This is a genomic window from Pseudocolwellia agarivorans, from assembly GCF_002000085.1.
Taxonomy (GTDB): domain Bacteria; phylum Pseudomonadota; class Gammaproteobacteria; order Enterobacterales; family Alteromonadaceae; genus Pseudocolwellia; species Pseudocolwellia agarivorans.
On record NZ_MUZU01000022.1, the window covers coordinates 21,832 to 38,421 of the forward strand.

Genomic DNA, 16,590 nt, shown 5'->3' on the forward strand with positions numbered 1-16,590 from the left:
GTTCTTTATGAGTTTATTGGAAAAAACAGAAAAGTTGCAATCTTCAGGAGTAGTAAAAGCCTTACTCGTAACTGCCGCATTATTTGTAGTACTAGCAGGGTTAAAAATAGCAACTAATATTGTTGTGCCTTTTTTACTATCGGTTTTTATTGCGATTATTTGTAACCCGCTAATAGTTAAAGCTTCGAAATATAAAATACCTAAGCCAATCGCTATTATCGCTATTATCGCTATTATTTTAACCTTGGTTTTATTACTTGGTGGTCTTGTTGGTCAATCAGCGCGTGATTTGTCAGAGTTATTACCTGAGTATAAAGCTCAACTTAACGAACAGTTTGTTTGGCTAACAGCAAGGTTAGCCGAATACAATATTCAAATATCATCCGATTTATTAGTGGAATATTTTGATCCAAGCGCTGCTATGGGAGTAGCAGCTAGTATGTTAAGTGGTTTAGGTGGGGTAATGGCTAATTTATTACTGATCATTATTACCGTTATTTTCATGTTATTTGAAGCACCGTCGTTACCTCGTAAAATTCATCATGCATTAGATGATCCTGATATGAAATTGAATCAAATAGATCGATTTTTAGAGTCAGTTAATAATTATCTTGCGATTAAAACACTGGTGAGTATTGCTACAGGGATATGTGTTTCTCTCATGCTTTGGCTATTTGGGTTAGAGTTTTATTTATTGTGGGGAGTGTTAGCTTTTTTACTTAATTATATTCCTAATATTGGTTCTATGATTGCTGCGATTCCGGCAGTATCGTTAGCTGTTTTACAGTTAGGGATAGGTCCTGCAGGAGCTATAGGGTTAGGTTATATTACGATAAATATGATTATGGGAAATGTTATTGAACCTAGGTACTTAGGTAAAGGACTAGGCTTATCAACATTAGTGGTATTTCTATCGTTAATTTTTTGGGGTTGGCTTTTTGGCACTGTAGGTATGCTGTTATCTGTTCCTTTAACTATGATCATTAAAATAGCTTTAGAAGAGTCTAAAGAAGGGCGTTGGTTTTCGGTGTTACTTTCAAACGATTAAAACCTTTCTATATCTCACTGTTTATTAAAGTTAGTTAAGCTTATAAGCAGTGAACCTCTGTTTACCTGTATCTTGTGTATTATAAAGTTGAAAACTTAAACATGTAAAACTGTACGTTTTAAGCCATAGCACTTTTAACTTTTTTAAAAAACTTAGAAATAACATTAGCCGATGGTTGAGGTTCAACATACTCATAAGGCGTCTCTAACAGCGTTAAACGTAACGATAAAGTAGAGCCGTGACCCCAAGGCCATAAAAGAGCAACAACACTCTTCTGATCAAGCTCAGGAGTGTTTGTAAAAATACGCTGATCTTTAATTAATTTAGCGTAGTCGCCTAATTCATCTTTTACTGAATCGGGTGCCAATTTTATAGATTTTCTATTCCATTCATGTGAAAACTTTTGATGTAAAATAGCAACAACTCTATCGGCTTTACCACTAGCAAACTCAGCTAACATAACGTTCTTTTCTTCTTCCCAACGCCAAGTAAGCAACTCCCCAAACGATTCAATTAAATCAAGGCTTGCTGGTTTTATTTCTTGTTCTGTATATTCCATGCTATTCACTTTTCTAAATCTTATTAACGCTAGTTTAAATTAGTTATTAAATCGGTCGTCTCGCCATTGGTTAACTTGTTCGGGAGATAAAAAACTCCAAGCAATAAAGCGGTTAGTTTTATGGCCTTGTTCCATTTTTACCACTTTAACTTGAACACAATTGGCTTTTTTTAATGTTAATTGCAGTGGACGAATATGTTCTTTTTTTGATACTAAGCAAGTAAACCATAAAATTTGTGATGAAAAAAGACGGCTTTCTTTGATCATTTTATGTATAAAGCTCATTTCACCGCCTTGACACCATAACTCATTACTAGTGCCACCGAAGTTTAACTGGCTATTTGATATTGGCTTTTTATTTTTATTTAGGTTATTCCATTTCCGTTGTGAGCCTTTTGTCGCTTCTTTTTCTGATGAATGAAAAGGCGGATTACATAGCGTTAAATCAAACTTCTCATTTTCTTTAATAACACCGCTAAAAATGGAATGTGTAGAAAGTTGTTTTCTTATTTCTACTTTCTCAAATAAAGCATTATTTTGCTGAACAATGTTTTTTGCTGATGTTATTGATGGATCATTTACATCGGTTCCTACAAACTTCCAGTTATATTGAGAAGCCCCAATAATAGGGTAAATACAGTTTGCTCCAGTACCTATGTCTAAAACGTTTATTACTTCTTTATGAGGTATTTTGTTGTTATTTGTTTCTTTTAATAAATCGGCTAGGTAATGAATATAGTCAGCTCGTCCCGGAATAGGTGGACATAAACTTCCACTTGGGATATCCCAAAATGAAAGGCCATAATTAGCGATTAGTAAGCTTTTGTTAAGAAGTAAAACTGCTTGGTTATTTGAGAAATCGATGGTTTGATTATTATACTGATTGATAAAAACATATGGTTTTAGCTCAGGTATTAGGGAGCATAATAGATCAAAGTCATAGTTGCTTTTGTGTTTGTTTCTCGGGTGCAGCTTATTTTTAGATGCTGTTTGTTTAGTAGAAATATCTATTAAATTATTGATGAAATGCTATCCTTTTGAACCAATTTTAAAGGTACCATTTGATAAAAACTGCACCGTTTCTTTTCTCTTTTTACCTATTAAAATTGTTCCATCATCCATAAATAAAAAGTTTTTCCAACAGCGTTTAAAAGTTGCCCATGTTGTTTCAATGATGTTGTTACGGGTACTGCAAAAATAAACAACGGTATTGTTATCCCATGTTATATGATCAAGGATTAGATGAGGTAATTCAGCTTTATCACTATCCCAATCCCGCTCCCAGTTGTCAGAGTCAATCCAACTTGCTTGATCAAATGCCCAATCACCTTTTTTAAAAAAATCGGGATGATCAACTTGCTTACTAATAAAAGTATCCCAAAGAGTGTTTGCACGTGTAGTTTGCATAGGCTTAATTTTATTTAAGTCAGCTGATGTAAGAGGCAAGCTTTTATGTTTAAAGATCCAGCCATTTTTTAATTCTTCTAGGGGAATATAGTTCATAACATTTTATATTTAGGTAAGTACAATGTAATTATACAGAGAATAGATAAATCTGTTAATGATTATCAGAATAGATTGATTAATTTAAACGTATACCTATTTGTTTTTTGATGCACGGTGTCAGATTATTTTACAGTTTATTAATTGAACGATTTTGGGGTTTACTTAACACTATGTAACTTAATCTTTTTTTATGTTTGGTATAGCTTATGCTTTATTGTTAATAGTTATTGGAGTTGTATCGTTGATATGGACATTTTTTAAAATATACTCATCACATAGGATAGGCCACAATTATGAATAAACTATTATTAGCTTCACTAATTACAGGTACGTCATTTACAGCTAGTGCTGATGTGATTACCTTTAATGACTCATCTTTTAACGGAACCCCTGGTTCTGAGGTGATATTTGATTTTATCGATTACGATCCTGATATCGCAACAGTCACGCAAATAGATACTGACTTGAGTGGCGATATTGCTGGTAATGATGCTTTTTCTGAATTTGGGGCAACAGATGTTGTTAACTTTAAACTAGGTGCAACTAATATAAGTGTAGATCCTGCGTATGAAGTTTTCTTTGATTATGCTTTTAACGGAATGGCTGCGACTGTTGTTGACGATGAAATTGTTGTAACTTTTTCTTCTGTAGGCGCATCAACAGGACTCTATGTAGACACTACTGTTAACGGAACATTTGATGGTGGAATGCAAATCGCATCATTTGGTTTAAATGCTGGTGGTTGTACAATTGATATCTCACCGGGTCCATTACAAAATAAAGGTCTTTGTGCGCTTGATTTAAGCCTAACTTTTATGGCTGGGTATTTCTTTAATTCAGCAGGTGACGATTTATCTACTACTCCAGGTAGTAAATCTGCGGAGCTTATTGTAACAGTACAAGATATTGTTGGACTGCTTCCTTTTTATCCAGGAGGTGCTGGAAGTTCGCAAACATTTGAAATTCAACATGATGGTAATATGACAATGACAGTTCCAGAACCTGCTACTGTAGCCATCTTAGGTTTAAGTTTACTTGGTTTTGCAGGTATGAGTCGTCGTAAATTATAGTCATTACTATTTATAAAAGTATTGAAGATCAAAAAAGCCGAATGTTGATTCGGCTTTTTATTTTATTTTGAAAATGGCTAAGTTTAGATTTAAACGTTAAATCTGAAGTGAACCACGTCACCATCTTTAACTTTGTATTCTTTACCTTCTAAGCGCCATTTACCTGCTTCTTTAGCGCCAGATTCGCCGTTAAATTGGATAAAGTCTTCATAAGCAATAACTTCTGCACGAATAAAACCTTTTTCAAAATCTGTGTGTATAACACCTGCGGCCTGTGGCGCTGTTGCATTTTGTTTAACCGTCCAAGCTCTTACTTCTTTAACTCCGGCAGTAAAGTAGGTTTGTAGATGTAATAAACCATAACCTGAGTTAATTACTCGGTTAAGTCCTGGTTCTTCTAAGCCCATTTCAGCCATAAATTCAACACGGTCTTCATCATCCATTTCAGATAACTCACCTTCAATTTCAGCACATACTGCTACAACTACTGCATTTTCTTTATCTGCGATTGCTTGTACAACATCTAAGTAAGGGTTGTTTTCAAAACCGTCATCGTTAACGTTTGCAATGTACATGGTTGGTTTTATAGTTAAAAAGTTTAAATAAGCAACTGCGGCTTTTTCTTCTTTAGATAAATCTAAAGAGCGGATCATGTTGCCGTCTTCTACATGTTTTAATATTTTTTCTAAAACAGGGATTTCAAACTTAGCATCTGCGTCACCACCTTTTGCACGCTTAGCTTGGCGTTGAATGGCTCGCTCTGCAGTATCCATATCAGATAATGCGAGCTCAGTGTTAATAACATCAATATCGTCAGCCGGATCAATTTTATTGGCAACATGAATAATATTATCGTTATCAAAACAACGAACAACATGGCCAATAGCATCTGTTTCGCGAATGTTAGCTAAAAATTTATTACCTAAACCTTCACCTTTAGATGCACCAGCAACTAAACCGGCAATATCAACAAATTCCATTGTGGTTGCTAATACACGTTCTGGTTTTACTATTGTAGCAAGCGCATCTAAACGAGGATCAGGTACTGGAACAACGCCTGTGTTTGGCTCTATGGTACAAAAAGGGAAATTGGCTGCTTCGATACCAGCTTTGGTTAAAGCATTGAAAAGGGTAGACTTACCTACGTTTGGTAAACCAACTATGCCACATTTAAATCCCATGAGATTATTCCTATTAAAGTTTGAATGCTGTTTTATATTTATTCTATAACTGATTATTTACAGTGACATAGAATAAATATTAATTATTGTGCTTTGAAAGAATGTAGACGATTTTGTGCTTTTTTAAGATCGTCTTTTTGCCATATTTCAAAACAACGACTTGCTTCGTCAACACATTGGTCTATTAAAGCTTGTTCGTTTGCTGGCGCTTTGCCAAGTACGTGTCCGGTTACGCGATCTCTATGACCAGGATGGCCAATGCCAAGGCGTAAACGGTAGAATTCTTTATTGTTAGCCATACGAGCAATTATATCTCGTAAGCCATTATGGCCACCATGGCCACCGCCTTTCTTAATTTTACAAACACCTGGTTCCATGTCTAATTCATCGTGTGCAACAAGAATGTCTTCTACGGGAATACGATAAAAATTAGCTAGAGGTGCAACTGCCTGACCACTTCGATTCATGAACGTTGTGGGAATAAGTAAATGAACAAGTTGTTCGCCTATATAACCTTTGCCGTAATGGCCAAAGTATTTTTTTTCAGGTCTTAAAGATATGTTGTAACGAGATGCAAGTTCTTCTACAAACCATACACCGGCATTATGGCGGGTTTTTGTGTATTCGGGGCCTGGATTTCCCAGGCCCACTACTAACTGAATAGTCATCTAAGGATAAGTCCTAAGAATTATTATTCAGCAGCTGCTTCTTCAGATGCTTCAGCTTCGTCTTCATCAGATGAACCTTTAGGAGCATTAGATGTAACAACAGCTTGGTCATGGCTTTCGCCTTTAGCTAGTTCATCAGAAGTAACACCTTTTGGAAGTGCAATGTCTGATAAATGTAACGTTTGACCAACTTCAAGTGAAGCAAGATCTACTTCAATGAATTCTGGTAAATCAGCAGGTAAACAAGTTACTGCGATTTCATTTACGTGATGAGCAATTACGCCACCTTTTTTAACAGCAGCATCTTCATTAATGAAGTGAATAGGCGCGTTAGTTTGAACAGGGTGAGTTGCATCAATGCGTAAAAAATCTAAATGCATGATCACTTGTTTGAATGGGTGACGTTGCATGTCTTTGATCAAACACTCAACAGGCTTTCCATCAATGTTCAATGTTAAAACTTGTGTGTAAAATGATTCTTCTTGTTGTGCACGAAAAACATTTTTGTGCGCTAAAGTTAAAGAAACAGGTTCTTTACCTTCACCGTATAGAATTGCTGGAACTTTGTTCGCGTGACGTAGGCGGCGGCTCGCACCTTTCCCTAAGTCTGTACGTACTTCAGCATCTAAAGTTAATAAATCAGTCATATTATACTCTTTATAAAATAAGTTAATTGTGTGTTACTTTTTGCGACCAAAAGTAACGATATTCCTTTTTGCTTAAATGATAACTAATCACCACTTAAAAAAGGCGCCGAATAATAACATTCAAGCCAAGTATTGCCAAGTTTAATAGCCGTTAATCGTTAAACTTTTTATTATTTTGAATTTTGTTGTTTTTTGAGAAGAGGAGTTGTCTTGTTTTATAAAATTAATGGGGTTTTATAATCCATAGATTTGCGCCATTTTTTGGTATTGACCGGTTTCTTTTAATTTTTGAATACAGCGGTCAATACGAGTTAAAAATAGTTTAGGGTGGCGAATGTTTTTAGAAACTTTAGATATAGTTACATAATAAGCTTTTTCTTGAACGTTTAAATCATGAATTTTAATTTGCTCTGTAATACCGAGTTGCTTGGCTCGCCATTTTAAAGTTTCTTTAGAGTTTGCCATTATTTGAAAACGTTGTGGTGTAGCTAATAGTTGCTTAAACATTGCATCAATATCATAACCTTTTGAAACTTGTCCTTGTTTTTGTTTTATTTTTAAAATGTTTCGTATTTCTTTTGTGTGGGTTAAACCATCTAAATGACCAAATATATAAGGTTTAATATCATCGAGTTTTTCAATTTTTATATTGTCTGATCTTTTTGTGACTAAACCATATTGTGAGGTAAATATAGGTTCATTACCGTAATATACAAAACTTTTTCTATTCTTGTTATAAGAATAAACACTAATGTCAATATCTCCTGATTTCATATAATAATGCGTACGTTTGATTGGAAGAAATTTTAGGTGTACTTCGTAATTAAGTTCACTTATACAAGTCGTTAATATTTCTTTTCCTAGTCCCATTTTTCCTTTTTCGTGGTTTGAAAAAAAGAAGGGGGGCCATTTTACATCATTTAAATTAACGGGAGAGATTTTAGCTTGTATTGTTAGGGGGATAAGAGTTAAGAGCCCGAGAAAAAAAGTAAGATATATTTTATTCATGTATTAACTTCTTTAGTAGTTAAATAATACCATACGAATAAGTGACTTAACCTATTTTATACGAAGAATAAATGGTCAAAGACACTGGTTCATTGTTCCAGACTAAACCTAAGCAGCTGCTTCCTGTAGGCGAGGCATTTATTTTAATCACTCGTTGTTCTATTGATTAGATAAATAACGATGTAATTGATTATTTAGATGAGTATGAATGATCAATTGGTTGTTGTGATTGGTATAAATATAGCTGAATTTTATAATTTAAAATTAAAGGAATATAAAAAAAGCGCCAATGAAGCGCTTTTAGGGATATAAGATGTTATTTTTAATTAGTCGTCGAACATAGCTGAAATCGATTCTTCGTTACATACACGGCGAATAGCTTCTGAAAGCATGCCACTTAGTGTAAGTTGGCGAACAATGCCAATAGCTTTGATTTCTTCAGTAAGAGGAATGGAGTCAGTCACAACAACCTCATCTAATACTGAATTTCTAAGGTTTTCTGCTGCGTTACCAGATAAAACAGGATGAGTAGCGTAAGCAATTACACGTTTTGCACCATGTTCTTTAAGAGCTTCAGCTGCTTTAGCTAATGTACCGCCGGTATCTATCATGTCATCTACAATAATACAGTCACGATCTGCAACATCACCAATAATATGCATCACTTGCGCAACATTGGCTTTTGGTCGACGTTTGTCGATAATTGCTAAATCAGCGTCATTTAATAATTTTGCAACAGCTCGAGCTCTAACTACACCGCCAATATCAGGAGATACGACAATAGGATTATCTAGTTCACGATCTTTCATATCTTCCAATAAGATAGGCGTACCAAATACGTTATCTACAGGAACATCAAAAAATCCTTGAATTTGTTCAGCATGAAGGTCTACCGTTAAAACACGGTCAACACCTACACTTGATAGAAAATCAGCAACAACTTTTGCTGTGATAGGTACACGAGCACTTCGTACACGTCTATCTTGGCGAGCATAACCAAAGTAAGGTATAACAGCAGTAATACGACCCGCAGAAGCTCTACGTAGCGCATCAATCATAACGATAAGTTCCATTAAGTTATCGTTAGTTGGAGCACAAGTTGATTGAATTATGAATACATCCGCACCGCGAACGTTTTCAGTAATCTCTACACTAATCTCACCATCACTAAAACTTCCAATTTTTGCTTCGCCAAGAGTTATGTATAGGCGGTTAGCTATTTGTTTGGCCAGTTCAGGGGTGGCGTTACCCGCAAATATCTTCATGTCAGGCACAGTCATTTCCTTAGAAATCTTTGACATTAAAATTACAACGCTGCATTTTAATAAATGCTAGCAAATTATTTGTTCAACCAGAAATATTGGTTAAAGCATTAAAACATATGTTATTAATTAGCTAAATTTTTTATAGCATCAATAAGTGGAGATTGATTAATGCCTTTAGCTATAAACGATTCAATACCTTCAGGAAGTGTAGATTGTACTTTTTTCGCCTCGTGTTCTGAGTTAAATCGCGAAAAAATACAAGCCCCTGTACCAGTCATTCTCGACGGCGCGTATTCTATCAACCAAGCCAGTAGGTTGGCAACCTTAGGATAGTTTTTTATTACGATAGTTTCACAATCGTTATGGCACGTCTCTATTTGTAAATCGATGTCTTTATTATTAATGTTTTCACTTAATAATAGTTTAGGTGTGTTTCTGACCAAGTCAGGCGACCCAAAAACATCTTGAGTTGAAATACTACAAGAAGGTTTAGATACTAAATACCAATATTCAGTAGGGGATATTGGTGTTAATACTTCTCCTATACCTTGTGCAAACGCAGCGTAGCCCTTAACAAAAATAGGTACATCTGCCCCTAAAGAGAGGCCTAATTCTGCTAATTGATTAATAGGTAAGTTTATATTCCAGAGTTTATTCAGTGCTAATAAAATAGTCGCAGCGTTAGAAGACCCACCTCCTAAACCTCCACCCATAGGTAATATTTTATTAATTTTTATTTGTACACCAAGATCACATTTTGTTTGATTTTGTAAGAGCTTTGCTGCTTTACAGATAAGATTATCGGAATTATTTACACCTTTAATCGGGGTTAAAAGTTCAATGGTATTACTGTTATTCACAGATAACTCAATCGTATCGCCATAATCTAAAAATTGAAATACGGTTTCTAATTCGTGATAGCCGTTTGGGCGTTGTCCAACCACATGAAGAAATAAATTAAGTTTAGCGGGAGAGGGGAATGAAATAAAATTTGCTGTGTTCACTATTTATTGTCCTATATTATTAAACCGTTTATATGGCCCAATTATTTATTGCTATATTAATGGTTAAATCCGCCGACGTTACTTTGATTTTATTAGGTAAGGCAAGCGTTAATTTATCTTGCTGAATACGTTGATAAGATGAGTACTGAATTGTCCAGTCATGACTATTGTAATGACTGGACAATGTTAGAGGTAATTTTGAGTTAGGATCAAAAGTAAAGGTATCGTTTTCATTATAGGGAATTGCTTTTATCCAATACTTTAATGCTTCAGTAGGAAATGTAATATCAGTTAACGATTCAATTAAACTGTCTAAATTATTGCTTTGGTATTCTTCGCCATCTACTTCTATTGTATGAAGATTTTCATTTGATGTTAACTTTAATACATTAATACCAAGGTAAGTTGTTAAATTAAGCTGTTGTTTGTTTTTGGATTTTTTCCAATAAATGGAAGCGCTTTTTCGTTCAGTACTGTTTATAAAGGCTATTTTACCTTTTATTTCCCATACATTTAATTTAGCTAAGCTTACTTCTCTTTTTTTTATATCACTCGAAAAGGCTTTATCAATATCGTTAACAGGTTGTGTGGATATACAGCCTGTTAATAAAATAAAGCTGATAAACAAAAATGAAAGTTTATTGGGGAAGTACATAGTCATCCTGAATATTCAAACAAGGGAGATACCAACTTTACTAATCAATTGAAGGCTCTCTAGGTTAAAATTGTTAATTGTGCCATTATTTAATTGGTATGAGTTAGATAGTATTCATACTATATGAGAGAGCTTTCTTGACTGTCTGTTTGAGCTAAAGTAAATGCATACCTTTTCATTACTGCTTTGATTGTTTTGTTATTTACTGAATTATCGTTAGAGTTTAAACGAACAACAATTAAACCTTCAATTAAAGACGCTATAGCTTCTCCCCTAATAAGAGATTCTTTTTTGGTAACATTAGGGCTGAGCCTTTGCACTAATGTTGCAATAGACTGTATTTGATAGCGATATAAATTTGCTAAAAATTCACCAGAATCATTATCTAAATCACTTAAAAGAGGCCATAATTGTATGAATAAATGTCTTGTATTTTGATTAAATACATCATCTAAACAAAAATCTATCATTTTATTGAAAGCAACTTTAGGATCTTCAGTTTTATCCAGGTTAAGTGATTGATATTCAATATCATAAAGTGTTTCTACGTGCATTATTAATGCGGTAACTAAATCTTCTTTTGTTGGAAAATAATATTGGATATTTGCCAATCTTAGATTTGAATGTTTCGCAATGTTTCTCATAGAAAAATCTTTATAACTTCCAGAAGAAATTAATTCATAAGTTGTTTGAATTATTTTTTTATATGTTTCTTTACCTGCTTTTCTTGTTGCTACTTTATTTTTTTCTATGGTTTTGCTCACACTACACACCAAAAAAATAGTTTCTCATTATTGGCGACAGTCTAGCAAAAACTTATCTATTTAACATCTTATTAGCTTTACTTCCGCTTATTTTCTTTTTCATCGTTGTTCATTTTAATTTCACTTTTAGTATAAAAAACTTGACATTGGTCGGTTGACCAAATAATGTTTATTTTATGTTTGGTCTGTTGACCAATTAAGTGGGTATAACTAACAAATATTGGAATGAAGCATGAAACGTAGGAATTTTATTAAAAATGTTGCACTAGGTGTTGCTGGAGTTACAGCAATACCATCTTCGGCGAATTCTAGTGGAGTACCTTTACATTCGAATAGCAGGAAAGATTATGATGTCGTTGTTATAGGTGGAGGATTTGCAGGCGTAACGGCTGCGCGAGACTTATCACAAAGTGGCGCTAAGACCCTTTTATTAGAAGCGAGACCCAGACTAGGAGGAAGAACTTTTACTTCAACTTTTGGTGATCACAAAATGGACATGGGAGGAACGTGGTTTGGTTGGGGACAACCTAATATTTGGGCAGAAAAATTAAAATATAACTTACCTATTACAGAAAGTGCGGCAATAAATGCGACTTCTTTTGTTTGGTACGATAAAGGTCAACGCAAGGTTGGTACTGCTGATGAGTATTGGCCAGAGGTTTATGAGGCCTATGATAAGTTTTATGAGCCTGCATTTAAGTATCTTAATCGTCCTTACGAACCACTTTTTCATGATAGTAAAGAGTTCAGGGCACTTGATAGTATTTCTGCTAGAGAAGCCATCGATGCTTTGGAGGTTAGTGAAATACAAAAAGATTTTTTACGTAGTTTTGCTTCAATAAATGGTCATTCAAGTTCAGATAAAAGTAGTTACTTAGATCAATTGAGATGGTTAGCTTTATCAGGGTTTAATAAAGACTTTATGTGGGCCAACATAGGCCAATATAAATTTAAAAATGGAACTAGTGAGTTAATCGAACACATGATGGGCGATAGTTCTGCTGAAGTTAAACTTGGAACGGCATGTATTAAGATTAAACAAAGTGACTCAGGTGTTACCATTTTTACGAATAGAAATGAAGAGATAAAAGCGAAGTTTGTCATAATGGCAGCGCCTTTAAATGTACTTAAAGATATCCAATTTTCACCAGCACTTTCTCCCATTAAGCAAAAATCTTTTAAACAGGGGCACACAGGCTCTGGTGTTAAAATTTATATAAAAATTAAAGGTAAACATCCAATTATATATGCAAACGGCACTGAAGATATGGCACTTAACTATCTTTGGACTGAATACGATGATGATGACCAAATTTTAGTGGGATTTGGTAAAGATCCTGAAAAATTAGATGTTTATGATGATGATGCTGTATTAAAAGCGGTTCAAGAATACCTTCCTAATGCAGAAATTTTAGAGTCATTTGGTTATGACTGGAATATTGATCCTTATTCAAAAGGCACTTGGTGTATGTATCCCCCAGGTATGTTAACAACTGCTTTTGAAGAAATGAATAGGCCTGAAGGAGCTGTACATTTTGCAGGTTCTGATTTTGCCTATGGGTGGAGAGGATTTATTGATGGAGCAATAGAGTCAGGAGCTAGAAATGCTCAAATTATTATTGAAAAACTTAAAAACGTTTAGGAGTTAATTATGCACGTAATAAAAAATATAGCATTGATGTCGGTGCTTGTTAGTGGTTTAGCAAATGCAGAGAAGTTACAAGTTAATTTATCTGGTTCTTTTTATGCGCCTGCTGGGCATTCAATAGGTTTAGGTGAAGATAAAAGCGCTTTTGTATATAGCGTATATGGAGCATCGAATCTTACTATAAGTTTAAAAACAGCCGCAGAGCAGAAATTAAGAGTATCTGTGGAATGTTTAGGTTTTGATGAATTAGGAAATAAAGAAGGCACTCAAGGTGTTGGAAGGTGCGTATGGATAGATGAATCTAACGATAAGTTATTTGCATCAATTTCGACTAAAGGAGAAACCAATCAATACAAAATTACAGGAGGAACAGGTAAGTGGAAAGATTCTACAGGAACACTTAATACTCATTTTGTCTATCTGCCTACCTCATCAAATAAATTTTATCTAGGTACTGATGATGGAAAAGGAACCATTTCGGCTCCTAATTATAAATAAGGAACTAACGTATGAAAAGTTTCAAGTTACTGAGTGCTATGTGCTTTTTACCTTTTTTGGTTATTGCTAGCGATGATGTTTGCGATCAGCAAGCATCGAAGAAAGCATTTTCAAAGTGTGCAGCTTGTCATTCTGTTAATGAGGGGGGGCCAACTTTATTAGGTCCTAATTTATTCGATGTTGTAGGAAGGAAATCAGCTTCTGTTAAAGGTTTTCCTTATTCTCCTGCTTTAAACGAATATAACAAAATATGGACAGAGCAAGAGTTACATACATTTTTAGAAAAACCTATGAAGGTTGTACCTGGAACCATGATGGCTTTCGGAGGTTTAAGAAAGGTAAGTGATAGAAACGCAGTAATTTGTTTCTTAAAGAAAAATTCTAATAAATAAAATCATAATTATTAAAAATATAACAACAAGCGTTATTGATTATCTTTTTATGTAATTAATTAAAAAACATATTTTTTATTCTAATTATATTTATAGATTTCAGTATGAATAACATTCTATGTCCTACTTAGCATTGACAATAAAAAAGTGCGTAGCTCCATAGAATAAACAATGATCGGGGAAGTCTTTATGAAAATGTTATCTATGAGGAAAGGTGTTTTAGAAAATATTAAATTATCAACAGTCGCATCTGCAGTTATTTTAGGATTAATGGGCAGTGTAAATGCAGCAGAAGCTGAAGATATAAAAGAAGTTAAGCGAAGTAATAATGTTGATATTGAAGTGATTACTGTTGCTCAAAAACGAACGCAAAATGTTCAGAGTGTGGGGGTTGCAGTTACTGCCTTAGGCGGTGATCAAACAGAAGCTCTTGGATTTAATACAACAGAAGATATTGTTTTGCAAATACCGGGTTTACAATTACAGTCTTTTGCTCCCGGTTTTACTACTTTTAACTTAAGAGGGGTTTCCCAAAATAACTTTCAAGATAATTTAGAGTCGCCAGTAGCCGTATATTATAACGACTTATATATTGGAAGTATGAATGCACTAAATATGCAAATGTTTGATATGCAATCGACTGAAGTGTTAAGGGGGCCGCAAGGCACATTGTTTGGGCGCAATGCTACAGGTGGCTTAATTCATTTTATTCCAAATAAAGCGCAAGATGAATCACTTAATGGTTATGTAAAAGCTTCTTATGGCCAAAGAAATCACAAAATACTAGAAGGAGCGCTTGGGGGCAGTATTTCAGATTCAGTTAGTGGTCGTATAGCTGTTCGGACAGAAAAAGCAGACGGATATATTAAACCGGGTAATGTTACTGCCGGCGGTTTAGGTAATGGTAATGAAGCTCGTACGGCAACAGGGCGAGCTGGTAATGGCGCTGATGGTTATACCATTCGAGGTAGTCTTGCGATAGCACTTACTGATAATACAAGCTTAGATTTATCTGCCACATTAACTAAAGATGATGATGTTCCTGCAGGACAATATGTTGTAAGGGCTGCCGGTTCAGATCCAGTTACAGGCTTTGGTATAAATCCAGGCCCTGTTGCGACGGGAGATGTTCACCGACACGGCTCTGATTTTACAGATAATGGTCTTGACCGAGAAAGTGATATTTATATTGCTAAGCTCAGGCATGAATTTGAAAACGGTTTAAAGCTAAATTATATCTTAGGTTACGTGGATGTTTATAAAAAGCATACGGAAGATGCATCAGGAGGCCGTACTTTTTTCCCTTTCTCTAGTATTGCTAATTATGAACAAACGAGTCATGAATTACGTTTATCCGATGAAACAGATAACATGCGTTGGCAAACAGGCCTTTATGCATTAGATATTGACTTCAAGGGACAGTCTATAACTGGTGGACCCGTTATAATAGGAGATCCTACAGGAGAAGTGCATTCCAATGTAGATATGTCAGCTGAGAACTGGTCTGTATTTGGACAAGTTGAATACGATTTGAATGATGATTTTACCCTTATTGGTGGATTGCGTTATTCTCAAGATGATAAAAAAATCAACTTTTTTAACACTGGGCAAAACTTTAGTGAAGCTTCAGGTGTTACTGATGGCATGGTACTTTTTGACCTACAAGAACAAATTTCTGCAACAACAGATCCTACACTTAAAGATGTTGACTCTATTGATTTTGGAGATTGGGCCGGTAAGTTACAGCTTGATTATAAAGGACTAGATGATGTTCTGATTTATGGTTCAGTAAATAAAGGCATAAAAGGCGGTAATTGGTCGCCAAGTGCTTTCGTAAGTTTATCTGATTTTCAACATAAAGAAGAAACCTTGTATTCATACGAAGTGGGTTTAAAAGCTACAATTTTGGATAATAAAGGTCGTTTTAGTTCTTCTGTTTTTTATTATGATTACCAAGATTATCAGGCCTTTTCTTTAACTGGCGGTACAGCACAAGTAACAAACTCTGATGCTTCAGTTTTTGGTGGTGAAGTTGAGTTTGCTTATGTACCAGACAACAACTGGTTTTTTAATTTTGGTTTATCTTACCTAAATTCTGAAGTTGATTTTGTTCCTGGTTTTTATGCTGGTGAAGGTAATCGTAATGTAGACCTTCCTCAAGCCCCTAAACTAAGTTTTAACACCGTTGTACGTTATAACATGGATTTAGGTGATTCAAACTTAGCATTACAGGTAGATGGAAACTGGAATGACGATCAATATTTAGAAGGCTCTAATGCTGAAGTATCGTTACAAGAATCTTATGCAGTTGTTAATTTAAGGGCGACTTATACGCTATTTGCAAATAGTGACTGGGAAGCCTCACTTTGGGCCAAAAATGTATTTGATGAAGAATACTTAGTATATAACTTAGATTTAGGTTTTGCTGGGTTTACCGAACAAGTATATGCTCCGCCAAGACAAGTAGGTATTACCTTTAAGTACGAGTTTTATTAATTCTTAGGATGGTATTTCAATATGTTTAGTAGAGGAGAGCTTTAATTGCTCTTCTTGTTAACGATAAAGGGTAGTTCAATGCTAAATTTTAATATGACTATTAATGGTCAATCAGTAACATCATCAAATTTATTGAGTGTTATTAATCCAGCAACAGAAGAGGTTTTTGCAACCTGTGCTA

The 16,590-nt window shown here is 34.7% G+C and carries 17 protein-coding genes; 6 read left to right on the forward strand and 11 right to left on the reverse strand.

Going from position 1 to position 16,590, the window contains the following annotated elements; genetic code table 11:
- Window positions 1–7: 7 nt before the first annotated feature.
- Entirely contained in the window at window positions 8–1,048 is a 1,041-nt protein-coding gene (locus B0X80_RS19685; protein ID WP_077343455.1) for an AI-2E family transporter, read from the forward strand.
- Window positions 1,049–1,166: 118 nt separating this feature from the next.
- On the opposite strand, the gene B0X80_RS19690 is transcribed toward B0X80_RS19685, so the two are convergent.
- Genes B0X80_RS19690 through B0X80_RS19700 form a run of 3 tightly spaced genes read right to left on the reverse strand, consistent with a single transcriptional unit; the run spans window position 1,167 to window position 3,110 of the window.
- Window positions 1,167–1,607, reverse strand: a complete 441-nt coding sequence (locus B0X80_RS19690) for a hypothetical protein (protein ID WP_077343458.1) — start codon at window positions 1,605–1,607, stop codon at window positions 1,167–1,169.
- Between the two features lie 39 nt (window positions 1,608–1,646).
- Window positions 1,647–2,612 (reverse strand): 23S rRNA (adenine(1618)-N(6))-methyltransferase RlmF, encoded by a 966-nt coding sequence (gene rlmF, locus B0X80_RS19695; protein WP_175624000.1) that lies wholly within the window; start codon window positions 2,610–2,612, stop codon window positions 1,647–1,649.
- Between the two features lie 24 nt (window positions 2,613–2,636).
- A complete protein-coding gene (locus tag B0X80_RS19700; RefSeq protein ID WP_077343464.1) occupies window positions 2,637–3,110 on the reverse strand; it encodes a DUF2947 domain-containing protein in 474 nt (157 codons plus the stop codon).
- 296 nt (window positions 3,111–3,406) lie between these two features.
- Between B0X80_RS19700 and pepA the strand changes: the two genes are divergently transcribed.
- Entirely contained in the window at window positions 3,407–4,183 is a 777-nt protein-coding gene (gene pepA / locus B0X80_RS19705; RefSeq protein ID WP_077343466.1) for a flocculation-associated PEP-CTERM protein PepA, read from the forward strand.
- Window positions 4,184–4,272: 89 nt separating this feature from the next.
- Here pepA and ychF read toward each other — a convergent pair whose 3' ends face one another.
- The 8 genes from ychF to B0X80_RS19745 form a co-directional block, all read right to left on the reverse strand.
- Window positions 4,273–5,364: a redox-regulated ATPase YchF gene (ychF, locus tag B0X80_RS19710; protein ID WP_077343469.1), complete on the reverse strand. Its 1,092-nt coding sequence runs from the start codon at window positions 5,362–5,364 to the stop codon at window positions 4,273–4,275.
- A gap of 83 nt (window positions 5,365–5,447) precedes the next feature.
- Window positions 5,448–6,032 (reverse strand): aminoacyl-tRNA hydrolase, encoded by a 585-nt coding sequence (pth, locus tag B0X80_RS19715; protein WP_077343471.1) that lies wholly within the window; start codon window positions 6,030–6,032, stop codon window positions 5,448–5,450.
- 23 nt (window positions 6,033–6,055) lie between these two features.
- The gene (locus tag B0X80_RS19720) at window positions 6,056–6,679 is read right to left on the reverse strand and encodes a 50S ribosomal protein L25/general stress protein Ctc (RefSeq protein ID WP_076419076.1); all 624 of its coding nucleotides are present in this window, start codon (window positions 6,677–6,679) and stop codon (window positions 6,056–6,058) included.
- Between the two features lie 234 nt (window positions 6,680–6,913).
- A complete protein-coding gene (locus tag B0X80_RS19725) occupies window positions 6,914–7,687 on the reverse strand; it encodes a substrate-binding periplasmic protein (protein ID WP_077343473.1) in 774 nt (257 codons plus the stop codon).
- Between the two features lie 326 nt (window positions 7,688–8,013).
- Window positions 8,014–8,961: a ribose-phosphate pyrophosphokinase gene (locus B0X80_RS19730; RefSeq protein ID WP_077343475.1), complete on the reverse strand. Its 948-nt coding sequence runs from the start codon at window positions 8,959–8,961 to the stop codon at window positions 8,014–8,016.
- Between the two features lie 113 nt (window positions 8,962–9,074).
- Window positions 9,075–9,956: a 4-(cytidine 5'-diphospho)-2-C-methyl-D-erythritol kinase gene (gene ispE, locus B0X80_RS19735; protein ID WP_425439721.1), complete on the reverse strand. Its 882-nt coding sequence runs from the start codon at window positions 9,954–9,956 to the stop codon at window positions 9,075–9,077.
- A 28-nt stretch (window positions 9,957–9,984) separates the two neighbouring features.
- Window positions 9,985–10,611: a lipoprotein insertase outer membrane protein LolB gene (lolB, locus tag B0X80_RS19740; RefSeq protein ID WP_175623996.1), complete on the reverse strand. Its 627-nt coding sequence runs from the start codon at window positions 10,609–10,611 to the stop codon at window positions 9,985–9,987.
- A gap of 119 nt (window positions 10,612–10,730) precedes the next feature.
- A complete protein-coding gene (locus tag B0X80_RS19745) occupies window positions 10,731–11,375 on the reverse strand; it encodes a TetR/AcrR family transcriptional regulator (protein ID WP_175623997.1) in 645 nt (214 codons plus the stop codon).
- Window positions 11,376–11,607: 232 nt separating this feature from the next.
- Between B0X80_RS19745 and B0X80_RS19750 the strand changes: the two genes are divergently transcribed.
- The 4 genes from B0X80_RS19750 (at window position 11,608) to B0X80_RS19765 (ending at window position 16,409) form a co-directional block, all read left to right on the forward strand.
- Entirely contained in the window at window positions 11,608–13,017 is a 1,410-nt protein-coding gene (locus tag B0X80_RS19750) for a flavin monoamine oxidase family protein (RefSeq protein WP_077343483.1), read from the forward strand.
- Between the two features lie 9 nt (window positions 13,018–13,026).
- Window positions 13,027–13,521 (forward strand): hypothetical protein, encoded by a 495-nt coding sequence (locus B0X80_RS19755; RefSeq protein WP_077343485.1) that lies wholly within the window; start codon window positions 13,027–13,029, stop codon window positions 13,519–13,521.
- Between the two features lie 11 nt (window positions 13,522–13,532).
- Entirely contained in the window at window positions 13,533–13,913 is a 381-nt protein-coding gene (locus B0X80_RS19760; RefSeq protein ID WP_077343488.1) for a c-type cytochrome, read from the forward strand.
- A gap of 189 nt (window positions 13,914–14,102) precedes the next feature.
- Window positions 14,103–16,409 (forward strand): TonB-dependent receptor, encoded by a 2,307-nt coding sequence (locus tag B0X80_RS19765; protein WP_175623998.1) that lies wholly within the window; start codon window positions 14,103–14,105, stop codon window positions 16,407–16,409.
- Window positions 16,410–16,590: the final 181 nt, after the last annotated feature.